The sequence below is a fragment of the Streptococcus sp. WB01_FAA12 genome (genome assembly GCF_012843315.1).
GTDB lineage: Bacteria > Bacillota > Bacilli > Lactobacillales > Streptococcaceae > Streptococcus.
Genome location: NZ_JABAEX010000001.1, coordinates 767,932 through 787,497, shown reverse-complemented (window position 1 = coordinate 787,497; position 19,566 = coordinate 767,932). Strand labels below are relative to the sequence as shown.

At 40.8% G+C, this 19,566-nt stretch carries 15 protein-coding genes; all 15 read left to right on the top strand.

Features of this window, described 5'->3' with window-relative positions:
* Window positions 1-138: 138 nt before the first annotated feature.
* The 15 genes from HF881_RS03935 (at window position 139) to HF881_RS03865 (ending at window position 19,565) form a co-directional block, all read left to right on the top strand.
* The gene (locus tag HF881_RS03935; RefSeq protein ID WP_169446543.1) at window positions 139-1,710 is read left to right on the top strand and encodes a type I restriction-modification system subunit M; all 1,572 of its coding nucleotides are present in this window, start codon (window positions 139-141) and stop codon (window positions 1,708-1,710) included.
* Window positions 1,700-2,707 (top strand): virulence RhuM family protein, encoded by a 1,008-nt coding sequence (locus HF881_RS03930; protein WP_125398944.1) that lies wholly within the window; start codon window positions 1,700-1,702, stop codon window positions 2,705-2,707. Before HF881_RS03935 ends, HF881_RS03930 begins: the two co-directional genes overlap by 11 nt.
* Window positions 2,704-4,560, top strand: coding sequence for a restriction endonuclease subunit S (locus HF881_RS03925; protein WP_169446542.1), 1,857 nt, complete (start codon window positions 2,704-2,706; stop codon window positions 4,558-4,560). The genes HF881_RS03930 and HF881_RS03925 overlap by 4 nt, the downstream gene beginning before the upstream one ends.
* A 13-nt stretch (window positions 4,561-4,573) precedes the next feature.
* Complete coding sequence (locus HF881_RS03920; protein ID WP_169446541.1) at window positions 4,574-5,812, top strand: anticodon nuclease; 1,239 nt, start codon at window positions 4,574-4,576, stop codon at window positions 5,810-5,812.
* On the top strand, window positions 5,805-8,849 hold the full coding sequence (locus HF881_RS03915; protein ID WP_125398940.1) for a type I restriction endonuclease subunit R: 3,045 nt from the start codon (window positions 5,805-5,807) through the stop codon (window positions 8,847-8,849). The genes HF881_RS03920 and HF881_RS03915 overlap by 8 nt, the downstream gene beginning before the upstream one ends.
* A 145-nt stretch (window positions 8,850-8,994) precedes the next feature.
* Complete coding sequence (locus HF881_RS03910) at window positions 8,995-9,399, top strand: YbgA family protein (RefSeq protein ID WP_125398939.1); 405 nt, start codon at window positions 8,995-8,997, stop codon at window positions 9,397-9,399.
* On the top strand, window positions 9,383-9,745 hold the full coding sequence (locus tag HF881_RS03905) for a TIGR02328 family protein (protein WP_125398938.1): 363 nt from the start codon (window positions 9,383-9,385) through the stop codon (window positions 9,743-9,745). Before HF881_RS03910 ends, HF881_RS03905 begins: the two co-directional genes overlap by 17 nt.
* Before the next feature lie 244 nt (window positions 9,746-9,989).
* Complete coding sequence (gene metE / locus HF881_RS03900; RefSeq protein WP_125398937.1) at window positions 9,990-12,239, top strand: 5-methyltetrahydropteroyltriglutamate--homocysteine S-methyltransferase; 2,250 nt, start codon at window positions 9,990-9,992, stop codon at window positions 12,237-12,239.
* 94 nt (window positions 12,240-12,333) lie between these two features.
* On the top strand, window positions 12,334-13,200 hold the full coding sequence (metF, locus tag HF881_RS03895) for a methylenetetrahydrofolate reductase [NAD(P)H] (RefSeq protein ID WP_049479138.1): 867 nt from the start codon (window positions 12,334-12,336) through the stop codon (window positions 13,198-13,200).
* Between the two features lie 449 nt (window positions 13,201-13,649).
* Window positions 13,650-15,863: a polyribonucleotide nucleotidyltransferase gene (gene pnp / locus HF881_RS03890; protein ID WP_169446540.1), complete on the top strand. Its 2,214-nt coding sequence runs from the start codon at window positions 13,650-13,652 to the stop codon at window positions 15,861-15,863.
* 15 nt (window positions 15,864-15,878) lie between these two features.
* Entirely contained in the window at window positions 15,879-16,496 is a 618-nt protein-coding gene (gene cysE / locus HF881_RS03885) for a serine O-acetyltransferase (protein WP_169446539.1), read from the top strand.
* Window positions 16,497-16,530: 34 nt separating this feature from the next.
* The gene (locus HF881_RS03880) at window positions 16,531-17,295 is read left to right on the top strand and encodes a nucleoside phosphorylase (RefSeq protein WP_169446538.1); all 765 of its coding nucleotides are present in this window, start codon (window positions 16,531-16,533) and stop codon (window positions 17,293-17,295) included.
* Window positions 17,296-17,303: 8 nt separating this feature from the next.
* Window positions 17,304-17,825: a dihydrofolate reductase family protein gene (locus HF881_RS03875; RefSeq protein WP_169446537.1), complete on the top strand. Its 522-nt coding sequence runs from the start codon at window positions 17,304-17,306 to the stop codon at window positions 17,823-17,825.
* A 17-nt stretch (window positions 17,826-17,842) separates the two neighbouring features.
* Entirely contained in the window at window positions 17,843-19,186 is a 1,344-nt protein-coding gene (gene cysS, locus HF881_RS03870; RefSeq protein WP_169446536.1) for a cysteine--tRNA ligase, read from the top strand.
* On the top strand, window positions 19,179-19,565 hold the full coding sequence (locus HF881_RS03865; RefSeq protein WP_061454305.1) for a Mini-ribonuclease 3: 387 nt from the start codon (window positions 19,179-19,181) through the stop codon (window positions 19,563-19,565). Before cysS ends, HF881_RS03865 begins: the two co-directional genes overlap by 8 nt.
* Window position 19,566: the final 1 nt, after the last annotated feature.

Genomic DNA, 19,566 nt, shown 5'->3' with positions numbered 1-19,566 from the left:
TAATTGAATTCATAGAGTACAATTATAAAATCATATTTTAAAAATAGTTTATATCCCACTCGTCCTCCCTAGGTCGAGTGGTTTTTCTTGAAATATGATAAAATAGAAAAGATAATACATTAATTAAGGAAAGTAAAAATGGCAAGTAAAGAAAATGCAGAACGCAAGGAGTTGCATCGTAAAATTTGGGCGATTGCGGACGATGTGCGTGGGGCTGTAGACGGTTGGGATTTTAAGCAATATATCCTAGGGATTCTTTTCTATCGCTTTATTTCAGAGCATATGGCCGACTATTTTGACCGTGCTGAGCATGAGGCTGGGGATTTAGAATTCCGTTATGCTGACTTAAGTGACCAAGAAGCTGAGCAAGATTTCAAACCAGGGACAGTTGAGGATAAGGGTTTCTTTATCCTTCCAAGTCAATTATTTGAAAATGTCGTCAAGAACGCTTCACAAAATGAAAATTTAAACGAAGAGTTGGCCAATATTTTTCAAGATATTGAAAAGTCAGCCATTGGCTTCAAATCAGAAGATGATATCAAAGGTTTGTTTGATAACTTGGATACACGAAGCAACATCCTTGGTGGAAGTGTTCCAGAAAAAAATAAACGCCTATCTGATATCCTTAACGGTATCAATAGCATTAACTTTGGAAACTTTGAGGAAAATGACATTGATGCCTTTGGAGATGCTTATGAGTTCTTGATTTCCAACTATGCAAGTAACGCAGGGAAAAGTGGTGGGGAATTTTTCACCCCTCAGACTGTTTCTAAATTGTTAGCTCGACTAGTCATGGTCGACAAGGACAAGATTAATAAGGTCTATGACCCAACATGTGGGTCGGGCTCACTCTTGTTACAGATGAAAAAACAATACGAAGACCATATCTTGGAGGATGGTTTCTTTGGTCAGGAAATCAATATGACCAACTATAACTTGGCTCGTATGAATATGTTCTTGCACAATATCAACTACAACAACTTTGACATTAAGCGAGGGGACACCCTTTTAAATCCTCAGCATTTGGAAGAAAAGCCTTTTGATGCTATCGTTTCTAACCCTCCGTATTCTGTAAAATGGGTGGGAGATGGAGACCCAACTCTGATAAACGATGACCGTTTTGCGCCAGCAGGGAAACTAGCTCCTAAGTCAAAAGCTGACTTTGCCTTTATCATGCATAGTCTCAACCACTTGTCCAATAAAGGTCGAGCAGCTATTGTTTGTTTTCCAGGTATTTTCTATCGTGGTGGTGCTGAAAAGACCATTCGTCAGTATCTAGTAGATAACAACTTTGTTGAAGCAGTGATTGCTCTTCCAGATAATCTCTTCTTTGGAACTTCTATCGCAACTACGATCTTGGTTTTGGCGAAGAATAAACTTGAAAATAAAACACTCTTTATTGATGCAAGTAAGGAATTCAAAAAAGAGACCAATAACAACGTTTTGACGGATAGCAATATCGAGCATATAGTTGAATTATTCTCTAATTATCAAAATGTTGACTATAAATCTGCTCTTGTTGAGAATGAGGTGATTGGTTCAGAGCAGGATTATAACCTGTCTGTTTCAACTTATGTTGAACAAGAAGATACTCGTGAGAAGATTGATATTGATGTGCTCAATAAAGAGATCGCAGAGACTGTTGCCAAGATTGGCCACTTGCGTGCAGAGATAGATAAGATTGTAGAGGAGCTTAGCCATGGCAAATGATGTGATTCTCTATAGAACAGATGACGGAGAGTCCGCTATTGAACTTCACTTGGATAATGGAACGGTCTGGCTGACCCAACAAGAACTAGCTGATCTCTTTCAGACTTCCAAGCAAAACATTAGTAAACATATCAAGGCTATCTTTGAAGATGGTGAGTTGGATGAAACAGTGGTTGTCAACTATCAGTTGACAACCACTCGTCACGGGGCAATGTCTGGGAAAACTCAGTCGAAAAAAGTCGCCTTTTATAATCTGGATATGATTTTAGCGATTGGCTACCGTGTGCGCTCCCCTCGTGGAATCCAGTTCAGACACTATGCTTCTACAGTCTTGAAAGAGTATCTGATCAAGGGCTTCGCTATGGATGATGAGCGCTTGAAAAACTTGGGTGGTGGCTCTTACTTTAAAGAACTCTTGGAAAGAATCCGAGACATTCGATCAAGCGAAAAAGTCTTTTACCGTCAGGTTTTAGATCTTTTCGCGACATCAAGTGACTACAATGCAAACTCACCAGAGGCAAAGAAATTCTTTGCGACGGTTCAAAACAAGATGCATTATGCCATTCACCACAACACTGCGAGTGAACTCATCTATAACCGTGTCGATAGCGAAAAGGAGTTTATGGGCTTGACCACTTTTAAGGGAGACCTTCCTACTCTATCTGAAGCAAAAGTTGCCAAGAACTATCTGACAGAGAAGGAACTCCGTGGGCTTAATCAGCTTGTATCAGGATATCTAGATTTTGCTGAAAGACAGGCAGAGCGAGAAGAGGTCATGACCATGGCAGACTGGGTGACTCACGTAGATCGTATCCTTCAGGCTACTGGCGAAGATTTGCTGGACAATAGTGGTTCTATTTCTCGTGAACAGATGAAGCAGAAGGTGGATAAGGAGTATAAGAGCTACCAAGCCAAGACCCTCAGTCAAGTTGAAAAAGATTATCTCAAGGAAATAAAAAGCATTGAAAATCTAGCCAAGGAAGGAGGGAAACCATGAATATCCTAGAAGAAATCCAAAACTGTCCCGTTGAGTGGAAAGAGTTAGGGGAAGTTAGTCATTTTTACGGTGGTTTAACTGGAAAAACAAAATCTGATTTTGAAAATGGAAATGCTAAGTATGTAACTTATAAAAATATTTTTAATAATATACAAGTTGAATTAAATATATTGGAGAATGTTCAGGTAGATGAAAATGAGAAGCAAAATTTTATAGAATACGGAGACGTGTTAATAACAGGTTCTTCAGAGAGCAAAGAAGAAGTTGGCATGTCTTCTGTAGTTACTTTTGTACCTGAGGAACCGATTTATCTAAATAGTTTTAGTTTTGGAATACGATTTAATGAAGATGTTGAACTTTTACCAGAATTTACTAAGTATTTGTTTAGAAGTATTGAATTCAGAAAACAGATTGAGAAAACTGCAAGTGGTGTAACTAGGTATAATATTTCTAAAGTAGCATTTAAGAAAATAAAGGTTCCGTTACTTCCTCAAAAAATTCAAGAAAAAATAGTGCAAATACTTGACAAAATGACCGATTATGTTACAGAATTGACCTCAGAATTGACCTCAGAATTGACCTCACGTAAAAAGCAATATTCTTTTTATCGGGATAAACTCTTATCATTTGAGGATGAAGTTTATCAGGTTGAGTGGAAGACTTTGGGAGAATTATTTGTTTTTAAGAATGGATTGAACAAAGGAAAAGAATTTTTTGGGAGTGGAACACCTATAGTTAATTATACTGATGTATACAGGAACAATAAAATATCAGCGAATGTTTTGAGAGGAAAAGTTAGAGTAAGTCCTGAGGAAAAAGAACGTTATGGTGTTCAAAGAGGGGATGTCTTTTTCACACGAACTTCTGAAACACAAGAAGAAATTGGAAAAACTTCCGTATTATTAGATGAAGTTAAAGACGGAGTTTTTAGTGGATTTGTTTTGAGAGCGAGACCGATTACGAAATTATTGCTTCCTGAATACTGTGCATATTGTTTTGAATCAACTACTTTTCGAAGGGATATTGTGCGGTATAGTGCTTATACAACCAGAGCTTTAACGAATGGTAGTGCACTTTCGAAATTAAAAATCCCAGTCCCTTCTCTCGAAATTCAGTCTCGTATTGTTCAAGTTCTAGACAACTTTGACAAGGTTTGTAATGACCTAAACATCGGACTACCCAAGGAGATTGAACTTCGTCAAAAACAGTATGAATATTTTAGAGAAAAACTCTTGACATTCGTCGCCGAAGGCGAGTACACTGAGAGTAGAGTAGAGGAGTGGGACAATTCCGCTCTTATCAGGCTATTACAGTGGGTATTTGGTCCAATTCGAGTGAAGGTGGGACAAGTTGTCAATTTACAACGCGGGAAACGTCTTGTGAGACAACAATTAGCTACTACAGGAAATTTTCCAGTTTATCAAAACAGTTTGACGCCCTTAGGATATTATACCGAATCAAACAGAGTGAAAAATTCTAGCTTTGTAATTTGTGCAGGTGCGGCTGGTGAAATTGGGTATAGCGCTATGGACTTTTGGGCAGCAGATGATGTCTACACATTAGAGACGTCAGATAATATTTCTGATAAATTTATGTACTATGTCTTGGTAAGTAAGCAAGATAGACTCAAATCACAAGTTCGAAAGGCAAGTATTCCGAGATTATCTAAGGATGCTATTGATAAAATTACTTTTTACTTACCATCCATTACAGAACAAGAAAGAATCGTCTCTACTCTTGACAATTTCAATACTTTAACCAACTCTCTTTCTGAGGGTCTTCCAAAAGAAATCGAACTAAGACAGAAACAGTATGAATATTGGAGAAATCAATTACTCAATTTTAATGAATAAGGAAAAGTGAATCATGGCGGATGATAAAGTATTTGATACATTGGAAGATGTTGCAGACGAACTGATCTCAAGTGATAAGAAGGTGCATTTAATTTATGCTTTTAATGCTACAGGGAAAACAAGGCTATCTACAATTTTAAAGGATAAATTAAATATCTCGGAAAATGATGAAGAGTCAAAAGTAAAGAAAATACTTTATTTTAACGCTTTCACAGAAGATCTTTTTACTTGGGAAAATGATTTAGAAAATGATGAAGATCGCTACCTCAAATATGATAAACGTACTTTTTTTGGTAAGTTTTTAGAAGAACAGCAACAATTTGAACAAGTTATTATCAACTTTCAGAAGTATGTCCATAACCTCATAGTTCCAAGTTTTGAGGATATTGAGAGACAGGCTAATGATAGTTCTGGATTCCCGATTTTTGATATTATTGGAGACCAGCGTGTTCCAAGATTGGTGAGTGATTTTAAGGGAATTCGCTTTACTTTAGATGGTGATACAGTCAAAATTTCTAGAGGTGAGGAGAGGATATTTGTTTGGTCTATATTCCTAACTCTTTTGGAACTTATTATTGAAGAGTTAAGCGATCCAGAGATTGACTCTGATTTTCAGGACTTTAAGTATATTTATATTGACGATCCAATTTCTTCGTTAGATGATAACAATACTATTGATTCCGCTATTTTTTTAAAGGAAATTATTACCAAATCTAAACGCACTGATTTAAAGTTTATTATTTCTTCTCACCAACCACTTTTTTATAATGTTTTGTACAATGAAATACGATTTGACAGAAAAATACCAAATAAAAAAAAGTCCTTTTATGTTATGAAAAAAGAAGTTGATAAGGAAGATAAAGTTAGATATATTTTAACTGACGTTGAGAAAGATTCTCCCTTCGGATACCACCTAAAGGTAAGAGAAGAGTTACGTAAAGCTGTAGACAGTGGACGAGTAGAAAAATTTCATTATGCTTTGTTTAGAAATCTGTCAGAGAAAACAGCAACATTTTTAGGTTATAGTAGATGGGAAGATGTTTTATTAGGATTAGAGGTGGCAGGTGAGGAGATTACCAAAGAAAATGTAGAACCATATGCTCAAAGGTTTGATTTATTCACTCATAATCGTCAATCGGACTTGGAGTTTAGAGAATTGCAAGAACGAGAAAAAAATACCTTAATAGAATTATTCAATAGTTTTGAGAAAAATTATAAATTTAACCCTAAAGAGGAAAATGAAAATGGTTGATTATTCAAAAGTACATGAAGTAATTGCGGAAACAAATGAAGGGATTCTCTTGGCTGAGTATCAACCAGAGTATCGCACAGATAGAGAATACCAGTCAGAGGCTGACCTAGAAAATCAGTTGATTTCTGATTTGGTTAATTATCTTAACTACGAACGCTTGGATATTCACACACCTGCCGAACTCTTAGCAAATGCCAAGGTCCAAATTGAAAAACTAAATAAAGTGACCTTTACGGATACTGAGTGGAATCGCTTTGTTTTGGAGTATCTGGATTGTCCCAATGAAGGATTAGTTGAAAAAACACGCAAAATCCAAGAAAATCATATTTATGATTTTGTCTTTGATGATGGACGGATTAAAAATATTTTTATCCTTGATAAGAAAAACATTCACAATAACAGTATGCAGGTCATTAACCAAGTGACTCAGGTGGGGAGCCATACCAATCGTTATGATGTTACTATTTTAGTGAATGGTCTGCCGTTAGTTCAAATTGAATTGAAGAGACGAGGGGTTAGTCTCAAACAAGCTTTTGAACAAATCCATAGATATAGTAAGGAAAGTTTCAATAGTGAAAATTCTTTATACAAATACATTCAGATTTTTGTCATTTCGAATGGCACTTATACACGCTACTTTGCCAATACAACAGCTCAAAATAAAAATCATTATGAGTTCACCTGTGAGTGGGCGGACCGCAAAAATAAAACAATTCATGACCTCGAGGACTTTACTGTCACTTTCTTAAGTAAGCGAGTCCTCTTAGAAGTTTTGACCAAGTATTGTGTTTTTGATGCTGATAATACCTTGCTCATCATGCGCCCTTATCAGATAGCAGCAACTGAGAGTATCATACGCAAGATCCATTCATCTAATGAGATGAAGAACTTTGGCACTATCAATGCTTGTGGCTATATCTGGCATACAACGGGGTCAGGAAAAACTTTGACCAGCTTTAAGACTGCACGCTTGGCGACAGAGTTGGACTACATTGACAAAGTGATTTTTGTGGTTGATAGAAAAGACCTTGACTATCAGACCATGAAGGAGTATCAAAAATTCCAGCCAAATTCAGTCAATGGTAGCAACAATACCAAAGAACTCCAACGAAGTATCGAAGAAAATGATGATCGAATCGTTGTCACAACCATTCAAAAGTTAAACAAATTTATAACAGCGAATCCAAATCATGAAATCTATGCTAAGAAATGTGTCTTGATTTTTGATGAGTGTCATCGTTCGCAGTTTGGGAAGGCGCAAAAGCGAATTAAGAAGGCCTTTAAACAGTACGCCTTGTTTGGATTTACAGGAACACCGATTTTCCCAGAAAATAGCTTGACGGGTGAAACGACACAAGAAGTTTTTGGAGAACAACTTCATAACTACGTTATCACAGATGCTATTCGAGATAAAAAAGTATTGAAGTTTAAGGTTGACTATAACTATATCAAGCCTGAAATCAATAAATATAGAGAAGCAGAAAAAGCAGTTGGTCAAGAGGTTGATGAGAAGAAACTCAAAAAGATGGAGAAGGAACTCCTTTTGCATCCAGAACGGATAGCAACTATCACAGAGTATCTGTTGAGAGTTTACAATGACAAAACTCATCGAAATCAACATTATACTCATAAGCAAAAACAACTGTTTGGATTTAATGCCATGCTAGCTGTACAAAGTATTGAAGCAGCAAAGTTATACTATGACGAACTCCAGCGACAACAAGCAACTTTACCAGAAGCTAAACGCTTGAAAGTTGCAACCATCTTTAGCTTCGCACCAAATGAAGAACAGTCAGCTTATGGGGAAATTCAAGACGAAGAATTAGAACCGCAAGATACAGCCATGCCTCAATCTTCTAAAGAGTTTCTGGAAAAAGCGATTGATGACTATAATCGAATGTTCAAGACCAACTTCTCAACTGATGGGAAGGAGTTTCAAAATTACTATCGTGACCTTTCTAAGAGAGTTAAGTCTAAAGAAGTTGACCTTCTGATTGTAGTAGGTATGTTCTTGACAGGATTTGATGCTCCGACTATGAATACGCTATTTGTTGACAAGAATCTACGTTATCATGGTTTGATTCAGGCATTCTCGAGAACCAATCGAATTTTTAACAAGGTTAAACCTTTTGGGAATATTGTTTGTTTCCGTGATTTAGAAAAGGCTACGCAAGAAGCTATTAAAACTTTTGGGGATACCAACAAACTTGAAATCATCTTAGAAAAAAGCTTTAGCGAATACATGGATGGTTTCGTGGATCAAGTAACGGGTATCGAGGTCAAAGGCTATACTGAAGTCTGTCGGGAAATTCTGGAAAGATTCCCGAATCCGCAGGAAATTGAAACAGAGCATGAGAAAAAAGAGTTTGTTAGGCTCTTTGGTGAGTTGTTGAAGCTTGATAATGTTCTTCGAAATTATGACGAATTCCAAGAAATTGACAAACCTATTTCTGAAGGTTATCTTCAGGATTTAAGAAGTGCCTATGTGGAAATTCGAGATGAATTTTTGAACCTTAAAAACTATGAAAAGACCAAAGATCTAGATGTTGACCTTTCAGATGTTGAATTTGAAATTGAATTACTAAAAACAGATGAGATTAACCTAGACTATATTTTGGCATTGATTGTTGAAAAATCGAAGAATTCTGAGTCCAAAGAAGCAATGAAAGCAGAAGTTAGTCGTGTGATTCGTTCTAGTATCGATATTCGTGCCAAAGAAGAGTTGGTTATTGGATTTATCAATGATACCGATTTGCAAAAATTGCAAGACCATGATGAGATTATCAATGCATTCTATGAATATGGTAAGGAGCGCAAGAAAATTGCGATTCACGACCTAGCTGAATCTGAGAAACTTGTAGCTGATTATCAATTATTCATCGACAAATCAATTCAACGAGGTTATGCTGAAAACAGTGGGACTGATTTGGATTCGATTATTCCACCAACTTCTCGTAGACAGGGAGCGCGTGAACGGAAAAAACAAGAGGTTTTACGTAAGATTCAGTTATTAGTAGAGACTTATTCAGGTATTTAAGGATTGTCGACTAAGGCTTATTAGAAAAATCAGGATCTACAAAAAACACTATTTATTCGCTCATATTCCGCTCATAATTCGCTAATTTTTAGGATACAACTTTGTTTCCATATTTCCTGGAAACTGATAGAAAGTAAGGAGAAACATGGAACAAACTAATCAAAAATCCCAGTGCCAGCAACTCTGGGCTAGAAATAAATACCTCGTTTTGAGCCATTCCAGCAATATTTACAATGAGATTCGCCAATACTTGAAGAATGAAGTGGTGGAGGTGAGTCATGTTCAAGAACTGATTGACCGTGCTTGCCAAATTTCTGAGCATAGGGGTCAGGTTTGCAATGCCTTTCAGCATATTTGGGGCTATTTCAAAAAGAAAGCAACAGATGTTGAGCGCAAGGACTATATGCTCTTGCTGGATCGCTATCGCTTTGCTCAAGCTTCCAAGGAGGACTTGATTGCTAAGACGAGAGATTTGCTTGAACGATACCCAAATGCTTATCTGCAACATTCTACCTTGCTGAAAGGAGACTCCCATGAGACTTTGGCATGAGGCTTTGATTTCACAACTTCCCCGTCCCCAGCTCTTGGGGCAACATCGAGAGTGTTGCGCCCTGCGTGGCAATGGCTGGGGCAGAAAGCATGCGACGGTTGACTATGTCTTTACCCACTCGCCCTATCGTCTCTATGCCTACCATCGCTTAATCATGAAGGAGATGGCTGACCGTGGCTATAATGTCAGTCCAGAATGGTTGGACAAGAACTACCGTGGCAAAACCTGTCCTCCTTATCAAGACTTGCCTGAGGAGAAGCTAGGCAATCCTATCTACAGTGAGCATGACGTTGCCTACTATGAGGAGTGTCTGGCTAATCTCCGTGACAAGGGGATAGAGCTATAGTCTTTTCTAATAACAAGTCATAGTCACTTATAAGAAACATAAATAGCTCGTTTGAGCATTCTAACTAAAATATAGCTATAAAACAAGCTATGCAAAGGATTTGAGACATTTGTTTCAAGCCTTTTTCTTTTGACCAAAAGAGTGATATAGTTTCAAACTATATCAAAGCCTAATTATTTACAATTATACAGACAGTTTCTTTTCTGTTAAGATAGTTTCAACAACAAATTTTGGAGGACACATCATGTCAACTACAATCATCGGTTTCCCTCGTTTGGGTGAATTCCGCGAATTAAAATTTACAACTGAAAAATACTTTAGAAAAGAAATCTCAGCAGAAGAACTCCTTGCAGCAGCAAAAGAATTGCGTGCCAAACACTGGAACATTGTCAAAGAAAAAGGCATCACTGAAATCCCATCAAATGACTTTTCTCACTATGATAACTTCCTAGATGCTGCTTTCCTCTTCAACGTGGTGCCAGCTTCTGTTCAAAACTTGGACTTGTCTGACCTTGAGCGCTACTTTGCTTTGGCGCGTGGTTACCAAGGTGAAAAAGGGGATGTTCGTGCCCTTCCGATGAAGAAATGGTTCAACACCAACTACCACTACATCGTACCTAAATTTGAAAAAGACACTCAAGTCAAACTTGCAGGTCACAAGATCTTTGATGAGTTCCAAGAAGCAAAAGAACTTGGTCTCAACACTCGTCCAGTCCTTGTAGGACCATTCACTTTCCTTCAATTGTCAGACTTTGAAGAAGGTGTGAAAGCAGAAGACTTCGTAGATAGCTTTGTAGCTGCTTACCAAGAAGTTTTTGCTAAATTGGCTGAACTTGGTGCAACTCGTATCCAACTCGATGAAGCTGCTCTTGTAAAAGATTTGACAGCTGAAGAAAAAGCTCTCTTCTTGAACCTCTACAACAAACTTTTGGCTGATAAAAAAGGTCTTGAAGTATTGCTTCAAACTTACTTCGGTGATGTTCGTGACGTCTACGCTGACCTTGTAAACTTGCCAGTGGATGCTATCGGTCTTGACTTCGTTGAAGGTAAGAAAACTCTTGAACTTGTTAAAGGTGGCTTCCCAGCTGACAAGACTCTTTATGCAGGTATCGTCAATGGTAAGAACATCTGGCGTAACAACTACGAAAAGAGCTTGGCTGTTCTTGAGCAAATCCCAGCTGAAAACATTGTTTTGACAAGCTCATGCTCACTTCTTCATGTGCCATTTACAACTGCTAACGAAGAATTTGAACCAGCTATCTTGAACCACTTTGCCTTTGCGGTTGAAAAATTGGAAGAACTTCGTGACTTGGATGCTATCCGCAATGGTCAAGGTGAACAAGCTCTTGCAGCTAACAAAGAACTCTTTGCGACTGAACGTGTGGGTGAAAATGCAGAACTTCGTGCGCGTATCGCTGGATTGACAGACGCTGACTACACTCGTTTGCCAGCCTTTGCAGAACGTGAAGCCATCCAAGAAGAAGCTTTCAAACTTCCAGCTCTTCCAACAACAACCATCGGTTCATTCCCTCAAACTAAGGAAGTTCGTGCCAAACGTTTGGCCTTCCGTAAGGGTGAATTGTCACAAGAAGAATACGATGCCTTCCTTGCTGAAACGATCGACGAATGGATCAAATGGCAAGAAGAAGTTGGATTTGACGTGCTTGTACACGGTGAGTTTGAGCGTAATGACATGGTTGAGTACTTCGGTCAAAACTTGTCAGGTTACCTCTTCTCTAAGAATGGTTGGGTACAATCATACGGTATGCGTGGAGTGAAACCACCAATCATCTGGGGTGATGTCACTCGTCTTAACCCAATCACTGTTAAATGGTCTAGCTACGCACAAAGCCGTACTGACAAACCTGTTAAAGGTATGTTGACTGGACCTGTTACCATCCTTAACTGGTCATTCCCACGTGAAGACATCTCTATCAAGGATTCTACTCTTCAAATCGCTCTTGCTATTAAGGATGAAGTGCTCGACCTTGAAGCTGCAGGCGTGAAGATCATCCAAATCGACGAGGCTGCTCTTCGTGAGAAATTGCCACTCCGTCGTAGCGACTGGTACGAAGACTACCTTGACTGGGCTATTCCAGCCTTCCGCTTGGTACACTCAACAGTAGCGCCAGATACTCAAATCCACACTCACATGTGTTACTCAGAATTTACAGATATCATCCCAGCTATTGACAACATGGATGCGGACGTTATTTCCTTTGAAGCAAGCCGTTCAAACCTTGAAATCTTGGACGAACTCAAAGCGAAAAACTTCCAAACAGAAGTGGGACCTGGGGTTTACGATATCCACTCTCCTCGTGTGCCAAATGAAGGCGAAATCGACCACACAATCGAAGCTATCCTTGCTAAAGTACCAAGCAAGAAGGTTTGGATTAACCCTGACTGTGGTTTGAAAACACGTGGTATCCCAGAAACAAAAGAAAGCTTGATTCGCCTTGTCGAAGCAGCTAAGGCTGCGCGTGAGAAATTGTAAGATAAGATTTCTCTCTTGACCCTGACTGATCAAGGAATAGCTTGGCCCTAGCTGGCTCAGCAATAATGAAATCAAAAAGAAAAGGATAATGACTATGTCACGCCAAACGCCGTCACTTTCATTTGAAGTGTTCCCTCCAAACCCAGCTGTGGGTAATGATAAAATTATTTCAGCCTTGCAGGATATGCGGGAGCTGACACCGCACTTTATCAGTGTGACCGCCAGCAATAATAAATTTAATATCAAGGAAACAACGGTTCGTTTGGCTGACTTTATCCAGAATGATTTGGCGATTCCAACTATTGCCCACTTGCCAGCTATCTATCTGACTAAGGAGAAGGTTGCAGAGACACTTGCGGACTTGGATAAGGTTGGTGTGCGAAAAATCTTGGCTCTACGTGGGGACATCATTCCTGATGTGGAACCGCAAAAGGATTTCCGCTACGCAACGGACTTGATTGAGTTCATCAAGGAACAAGCGCCGCATTTTGATATTGTCGGAGCTTGCTATCCAGAGGGGCACCCTGACTCGCCAAACCAGATCTCAGATATTCAAAATCTCAAGAAAAAAGTGGATGCAGGTTGCTCAAGTCTCGTAACGCAACTTTTCTTTGATAATGAGCGTTTCTATGATTTCCAAGATAAGTGTACCTTGGCAGGTATTGATGTTCCCATTCATGCGGGAATCATGCCTATTCTTAACCGTAACCAAGCGCTTCGTCTCTTGAAAACGTGTGAGAATATCCACCTTCCACGTAAATTTAAGGCCATCTTAGACAAGTATGAGCATGACCCTGAGTCGCTCAGAGCAGCAGGACTTGCCTATGCAGTGGATCAGATCGTGGACTTGGTCACTCAGGATGTCGCAGGTGTGCATTTGTATACCATGAACAATGCTGAAACAGCCAAATACATCCACCAAGCAACCCATGCCTTGTTTAATCATCAGTCTTTAGGGTAATAAAAAGCAAACCATTCTTCTCAAGCGAGGGGGATGGTTCCTTTTTAATAGAAAAGCCCGCACTTTTTAAGAAAAATATGATAAAATAGACTCTGTACGTACTTGATACAAAGATGAGGGTATAAAAAGATTTTTAGCAATTTAAATCTAACAAAAATAGACAGATGCTAGAGAATATTATTCTTAGATATTTCAAAGTATCTAGATAGTTGAACACGGGCTAAATCCCTAGTGAAAAAGATAGATTTCCCAGTGTGCATCGCACACTGCGTCAATTTATGCTATCATGAGTAATTGAATCCGGCCGAAAAGCTGTGTAAAAAAGATAAACTGTCTTGTCTTCATCGAAGACTTCGTCAGTTTCATATTTTTACTTTGCTTTTGACGTCCTTAGTATCTTGATCTTTGTAGGCAAGACGTATAATATAATTAATCCAAAGGGGATTTTAATGACAAAACAAGTATTTCAAACGACTTTTGCGGGTCGTGAGTTGGTTGTAGAGACTGGCCAGGTTGCTAAGCAAGCAAATGGCTCAGTTGTCGTGCATTACGGTGAGTCAACCGTCTTGACTGCGGCCGTTATGTCTAAGAAAATGGCAACAGGGGATTTCTTCCCACTTCAAGTCAACTACGAAGAAAAAATGTATGCGGCTGGGAAGTTTCCTGGTGGCTTTATGAAACGTGAAGGACGCCCTTCAACAGATGCGACTTTGACAGCGCGTTTGATTGACCGTCCAATCCGTCCTATGTTTGCGGAAGGTTTCCGTAATGAAGTACAAGTTATCAACACCGTGCTTTCTTATGATGAAAATGCCTCTGCTCCAATGGCAGCTATGTTTGGTTCATCATTGGCATTGTCTATCTCAGATATTCCATTTGACGGCCCAATCGCTGGGGTACAAGTTGGCTATGTCGACGGTGAAATCATCATCAACCCAAGTCAAGAACAAGCAGAGCGTTCGCTTCTTGAATTGACAGTAGCTGGAACCAAGCACGCTATCAACATGGTTGAGTCTGGTGCCAAAGAATTATCAGAAGAAATCATGTTGGAAGCCCTTCTGAAAGGGCATGAAGCAGTCAAAGAATTGATTGCCTTCCAAGAAGAAATCGTTGCTGCTGTCGGTAAAGAAAAGGCAGAAGTGGAATTGCTTCATGTGGATGCTGAATTGCAGGCTGAAATCATCGCAGCCTACAACAGCGAACTCCAAAAAGCGGTTCAAGTAGAAGAAAAATTGGCTCGTGAAGCTGCGACTCAAGCAGTGAAAGATCAAGTGACAGCCGTTTACCAAGAAAAATATGCAGACCATGAAGAATTTGAACGAATCATGCGTGATGTGGCTGAAATCTTGGAACAAATGGAACACGCTGAAGTGCGCCGTTTGATCACAGAAGACAAGGTGCGTCCTGACGGACGTAAGGTCGATGAAATTCGTCCTTTGGATGCGGTTGTTGACTTCCTTCCTCGTGTGCACGGTTCTGGTCTTTTCACTCGTGGACAAACTCAGGCTCTTTCAGTTTTGACCTTGGCTCCGATGGGAGAAACACAAATCATCGATGGTTTGGATCCAGAGTACAAGAAACGCTTTATGCACCACTACAACTTCCCTCAATACTCTGTAGGGGAAACGGGTCGTTACGGTGCACCAGGTCGTCGTGAAATCGGTCACGGTGCTCTTGGTGAGCGTGCCCTTGCTCAAGTCTTGCCAAGCTTGGAAGAATTCCCATACGCTATCCGTCTGGTTGCAGAAGTCTTGGAATCAAACGGTTCTTCATCTCAGGCTTCTATCTGTGCGGGAACGCTTGCCCTTATGGCTGGTGGTGTGCCAATCAAGGCGCCAGTAGCTGGTATTGCCATGGGTCTCATCTCAGATGGAAATAACTACACTGTATTGACAGATATCCAAGGTTTGGAAGACCACTTTGGAGATATGGACTTTAAGGTTGCAGGTACTCGTGACGGGATTACAGCCCTTCAAATGGATATCAAGATCCAAGGGATTACTGCAGAAATCTTGACTGAGGCTCTTGCTCAAGCTAAGAAAGCCCGTTTTGAAATCCTTGATGTCATTGAAGCAACCATTCCAGAAGTTCGTCCAGAATTGGCTCCAACTGCTCCGAAAATTGATACCATCAAGATCGATGTGGACAAGATCAAGATTGTTATCGGTAAGGGTGGAGAAACGATTGACAAGATTATCGCTGAAACAGGTGTTAAGATTGATATCGACGAAGAAGGAAATGTGTCTATCTACTCTAGCGACCAAGATGCCATTAACCGAACCAAAGAAATCATCGCTGGCTTGGTTCGTGAAGCCAAAGTGGATGAAGTTTACCATGCTAAGGTTGTTCGTATCGAGAAATTCGGTGCTTTTGTCAATCTCTTTGATAAGACAGATGCACTTGTGCACATTTCGGAAATGGCTTGGACTCGTACCAACCGTGTCGAGGACTTGGTAGCTATCGGTGATGAAGTCGACGTTAAGGTTATCAAGATTGATGAAAAAGGACGTGTTGATGCTTCTATGAAGGCTCTTCTTCCTCGTCCGCCAAAACCTGAGCATGATGAAAAAGGTGAAAAGTCTGAGCGTCCTCACCGCCCACGTCATCACAAGGACCACAAACCTAAGAAAGAATTTACAGAAACACCAAAAGATTCAGAATAAGAAAAGGAGAAATGTATGGGATGGTGGCGCGAAACCATTGATATTGTAAAAGAAAATGATCCAGCGGCACGCAACAGTTTGGAGGTTCTACTGACCTATCCAGGTGTCAAGGCCTTGGCTGCCCACCGTCTCTCGCATTTTCTCTGGAATCATGGCTTCAAACTCCTGGCTCGTATGCACAGTCAGTTTTGGCGCTTTTGGACCCAGATTGAGATTCATCCGGGTGCCCAGATAGACTCAGGTGTCTTTATCGACCATGGCTCTGGCTTGGTGATTGGAGAGACAGCTATCGTTGAGACGGGAGTTCTCCTCTATCATGGGGTGACTCTTGGAGGAACAGGGAAAGACTGTGGCAAACGCCATCCGACTGTGCGTCGAGGTGCCTTGGTCTCTGCTCATGCTCAAGTCATTGGTCCAGTTGAAATCGGTGAAAATGCCAAAGTCGGTGCAGCAGCAGTAGTTGTTGCAGATGTTCCAAGTGATGTGACAGTGGTCGGAATTCCTGCTAAGATCGTCCGAGTTCATGGACAGAAGGATGAGCCAATGATCCACGAAGTCGAAGAAAAACGCGAGTACTACGTCAATAAACTCGAACATGCTAGAGAAGCCAGCCACAGGTCGTCGGGATTGTAGAGAGTAGTAATGCTTTAGGTAGGAGGTTAGGTAAATGCTATTAGAAGAATTCGAAAATGCACCTGCTGTTATCGAACCAACTGATCGAAGTATTCGTGGTGGTGGAGAAATCTGTGACACAATTATTTTATCTTTTAATGGAGAAATCGTTGAACGAGTAAAGCAGTTTGAAAATGTTTATGAAGGTGGATATTTAACCAATCTAAATGGCAAACTTCCATGGTATATCTATGAAAAAGATGGGAGTAAGGTAGCCGTTGCTATAGCTACGATTGGAGCCCCGATGGTTGTTGGACTCTTAGAAGAACTCAAAGCAAGAGGATTTAAGAACTTTATTGTTTTGGGTTCTTGCGGAGTTCTAGATCAGTCTATTCAGGCAGATAAGATTATCCTACCAAGTTCAGCTCTACGTGATGAAGGTACAAGTTACCATTACGCTCCTCCAAGTGATGAGATAGCTTATGATGAAACTTTGCTTTTAACCATGGAAGAAGCTTTGAACAAATCTGGTATTGAGCACATTCGAACAAAGTCTTGGACGACTGATGCCTTTTATCGAGAAACGCCTGATAAGGTCAAGCGTCGCTTGGCTGCTGGAGCCAAAGTGGTGGACATGGAAGCTTCAGCTATCATGGCTTGGAGTCAATTTCGCAAGAGTAAAGTCTATCAATTCTTCTACACAGCTGACTATGTGGATCATCATAAGCGAACCTGGGATGCCCGCCATGAAGAGCGGACAGCTGATGCCATGACTTTTTTCACTATCGCTTTGACAATAGCAAAGGAACTAGAAAGGTAACTACAAGAATGGCAGTATATTTTTACGGCTGTATCACCATGGATGGCTACTTGGCAGACAGCCAGCACAGGATAGACTGGCTGCATCAGCTTGGTTCTGTAGAGGATACAGGCTATGATGATTTTTACAGGCAAATGGATATCACCATCATGGGCAAGCGGACCTTTGAGGAAATCCAAGATTTGCAAGATGTAGAAAGTTTTTATCAAGCTACGGAAAACTATGTCTTTACGCATGATAGGCACCTTCCTGTCAGCAATTACCAGCCAGTAGCTGGGGATGTGGTGGACTTTGTTCACCAGATTGACAAAGGCAAAAATGTCTTTGTGATTGGTGGTAATTCCTTGGTAGGACCGCTCTTAGATGCGGATCTTTTCGACCACCTCATTATTCAGATAGCGCCCCTTATCCTAGGAAAGGGGGTTCCCCTCTTTACCCAAGAGGAAGGGCAGCGCTTTTACCAACTGGATAGCCTCAGACAATTTGGTCCTTTTGCAGAGCTGTTTTTCAGCCGAAAAAGTCAGAAATAGAGAAGGGAGTGGACCGCATGATTAAAATTTACGACACCATGACCCGCAGCCTACGTGAATTTGTGCCCATTGAAGAGGGCAAGGTTCGCATGTATGTCTGCGGTCCGACGGTTTATAACTATATCCATGTCGGCAATGCCCGCTCAACAGTAGCTTTTGACACGGTTCGTCGCTATTTTGAGTATCGGGGATTTGAGGTCAACTATATTTCCAATTTTACAGATGTGGATGATAAGATTATCAACCGTGCCAGGGAAGAAGGCATCACGCCTCAGGAGGTTGCGGACAAGTACATCGCGGCCTTTCGTGAGGATGTGACTGCCTTAGGTGTTAAGCCGGCTACTCAGCATCCGCGTGTGATTGACTTTTTGGAAGCAATCATTAACTTTGTGCAGACTTTGGTGGACAAGGGTTATGCCTATGAGTCAGAGGGTGATGTCTACTTCCGCGTCGAAAAATCTCACAATTATGCCAAATTAGCCAACAAAACCTTGGCAGACTTGGAGTTGGGTGCTTCTGGTCGGACAGATGAGGAGACCGCCCGTAAGGAAAATCCAGTTGACTTTGCTCTCTGGAAGGCGGCTAAGCCGGGCGAGATTTCCTGGGACAGTCCTTGGGGAGCAGGCCGTCCGGGCTGGCATATTGAGTGTTCGGTCATGTCGACAGAAATTTTGGGCGATACCATTGATATCCACGGTGGTGGAGCCGATCTCGAGTTTCCTCATCACACCAATGAAATTGCCCAGTCAGAGGCCAAAACAGGTAAGACCTTTGCCAACTACTGGATGCACAATGGCTTTGTCAATATCGACAATGTCAAGATGTCCAAGTCCTTGGGGAACTTTATCACTGTTCATGATGCCCTCAAAACCATCGATGGCCAAGTGCTTCGTTTCTTCTTTGCCACTCAGCATTACCGCAAGCCAATCAACTTTACGGAAAAAGCTGTTCGCGATGCCGAGACCAACCTCAAGTATCTGAAAAACACCTATGAACAACCATTTACTGGAAATGTAGATGCCCAAGAGTTACAAGCATTTAAAGATAAGTTTGTAGCGGCTATGGATGAGGACTTTAACTCTGCCAACGGTATCACAGTAGTCTTTGAAATGGCCAAGTGGATTAACTCAGATAACTATGATGCTGCTGTCAAGCAAGCTCTTGCGACTATGTTAGAGGTCTTTGGTATTGTCTTTGTCGAAGAAGATTTGAATGCAGAAATCGAAGCCTTGATCCAAAAACGCCAAGAAGCGCGTGCCAATCGTGACTTTGCGACAGCAGACCAAATCCGTGACCAACTGGCTGCTCAAGGCATTAAACTACTGGATACAAAAAATGGAGTGAGGTGGACTCGTGATTGATGTCAATCTCATTAACGGGATTGCTCTAGCTTTTGAAGGGGATGCGGTTTACTCCATGTATATTCGTCGCCACCTCATCCTTAAAGGCATGACCAAGCCCAACAAACTCCATCAAGAAGCGACCAAGTATGTCTCAGCAAAGGCTCAGGCTCGCCTGATTTCCCTCATGTTGGAGGAGCAAGTCCTGACGGAAAAAGAAGAAGAAATCTATAAACGCGGTCGCAATACCAATAGCCACACAAAGGCTAAAAATGCAGATGTCGTGACTTACCGTATGTCTACTGGATTTGAAGCGGTCATGGGCTATCTCCATCTGACTGAAAATGTGGAGCGTCTAGAGACCTTAATTTCTTGGTGCATCCAAAAAGTGGAGGGCTAGG

Bases quoted from the DNA above. Each gene is read 5' to 3' on its own strand.
- HF881_RS03880 (WP_169446538.1), top strand. From the start codon at position 16,531: ATGCTATTAGAAGAATTCGAAAATGCACCTGCTGTTATCGAACCAACT.
- HF881_RS03920 (WP_169446541.1), top strand. From the start codon at position 4,574: ATGGCGGATGATAAAGTATTTGATACATTGGAAGATGTTGCAGACGAA.
- HF881_RS03935 (WP_169446543.1), top strand. From the start codon at position 139: ATGGCAAGTAAAGAAAATGCAGAACGCAAGGAGTTGCATCGTAAAATT.
- pnp (WP_169446540.1), top strand. From the start codon at position 13,650: ATGACAAAACAAGTATTTCAAACGACTTTTGCGGGTCGTGAGTTGGTT.
- cysE (WP_169446539.1), top strand. From the start codon at position 15,879: ATGGGATGGTGGCGCGAAACCATTGATATTGTAAAAGAAAATGATCCA.
- cysS (WP_169446536.1), top strand. From the start codon at position 17,843: ATGATTAAAATTTACGACACCATGACCCGCAGCCTACGTGAATTTGTG.
- metE (WP_125398937.1), top strand. From the start codon at position 9,990: ATGTCAACTACAATCATCGGTTTCCCTCGTTTGGGTGAATTCCGCGAA.
- HF881_RS03915 (WP_125398940.1), top strand. From the start codon at position 5,805: ATGGTTGATTATTCAAAAGTACATGAAGTAATTGCGGAAACAAATGAA.
- HF881_RS03930 (WP_125398944.1), top strand. From the start codon at position 1,700: ATGGCAAATGATGTGATTCTCTATAGAACAGATGACGGAGAGTCCGCT.
- HF881_RS03925 (WP_169446542.1), top strand. From the start codon at position 2,704: ATGAATATCCTAGAAGAAATCCAAAACTGTCCCGTTGAGTGGAAAGAG.
- HF881_RS03875 (WP_169446537.1), top strand. From the start codon at position 17,304: ATGGCAGTATATTTTTACGGCTGTATCACCATGGATGGCTACTTGGCA.
- metF (WP_049479138.1), top strand. From the start codon at position 12,334: ATGTCACGCCAAACGCCGTCACTTTCATTTGAAGTGTTCCCTCCAAAC.
- HF881_RS03905 (WP_125398938.1), top strand. From the start codon at position 9,383: ATGAGACTTTGGCATGAGGCTTTGATTTCACAACTTCCCCGTCCCCAG.
- HF881_RS03910 (WP_125398939.1), top strand. From the start codon at position 8,995: ATGGAACAAACTAATCAAAAATCCCAGTGCCAGCAACTCTGGGCTAGA.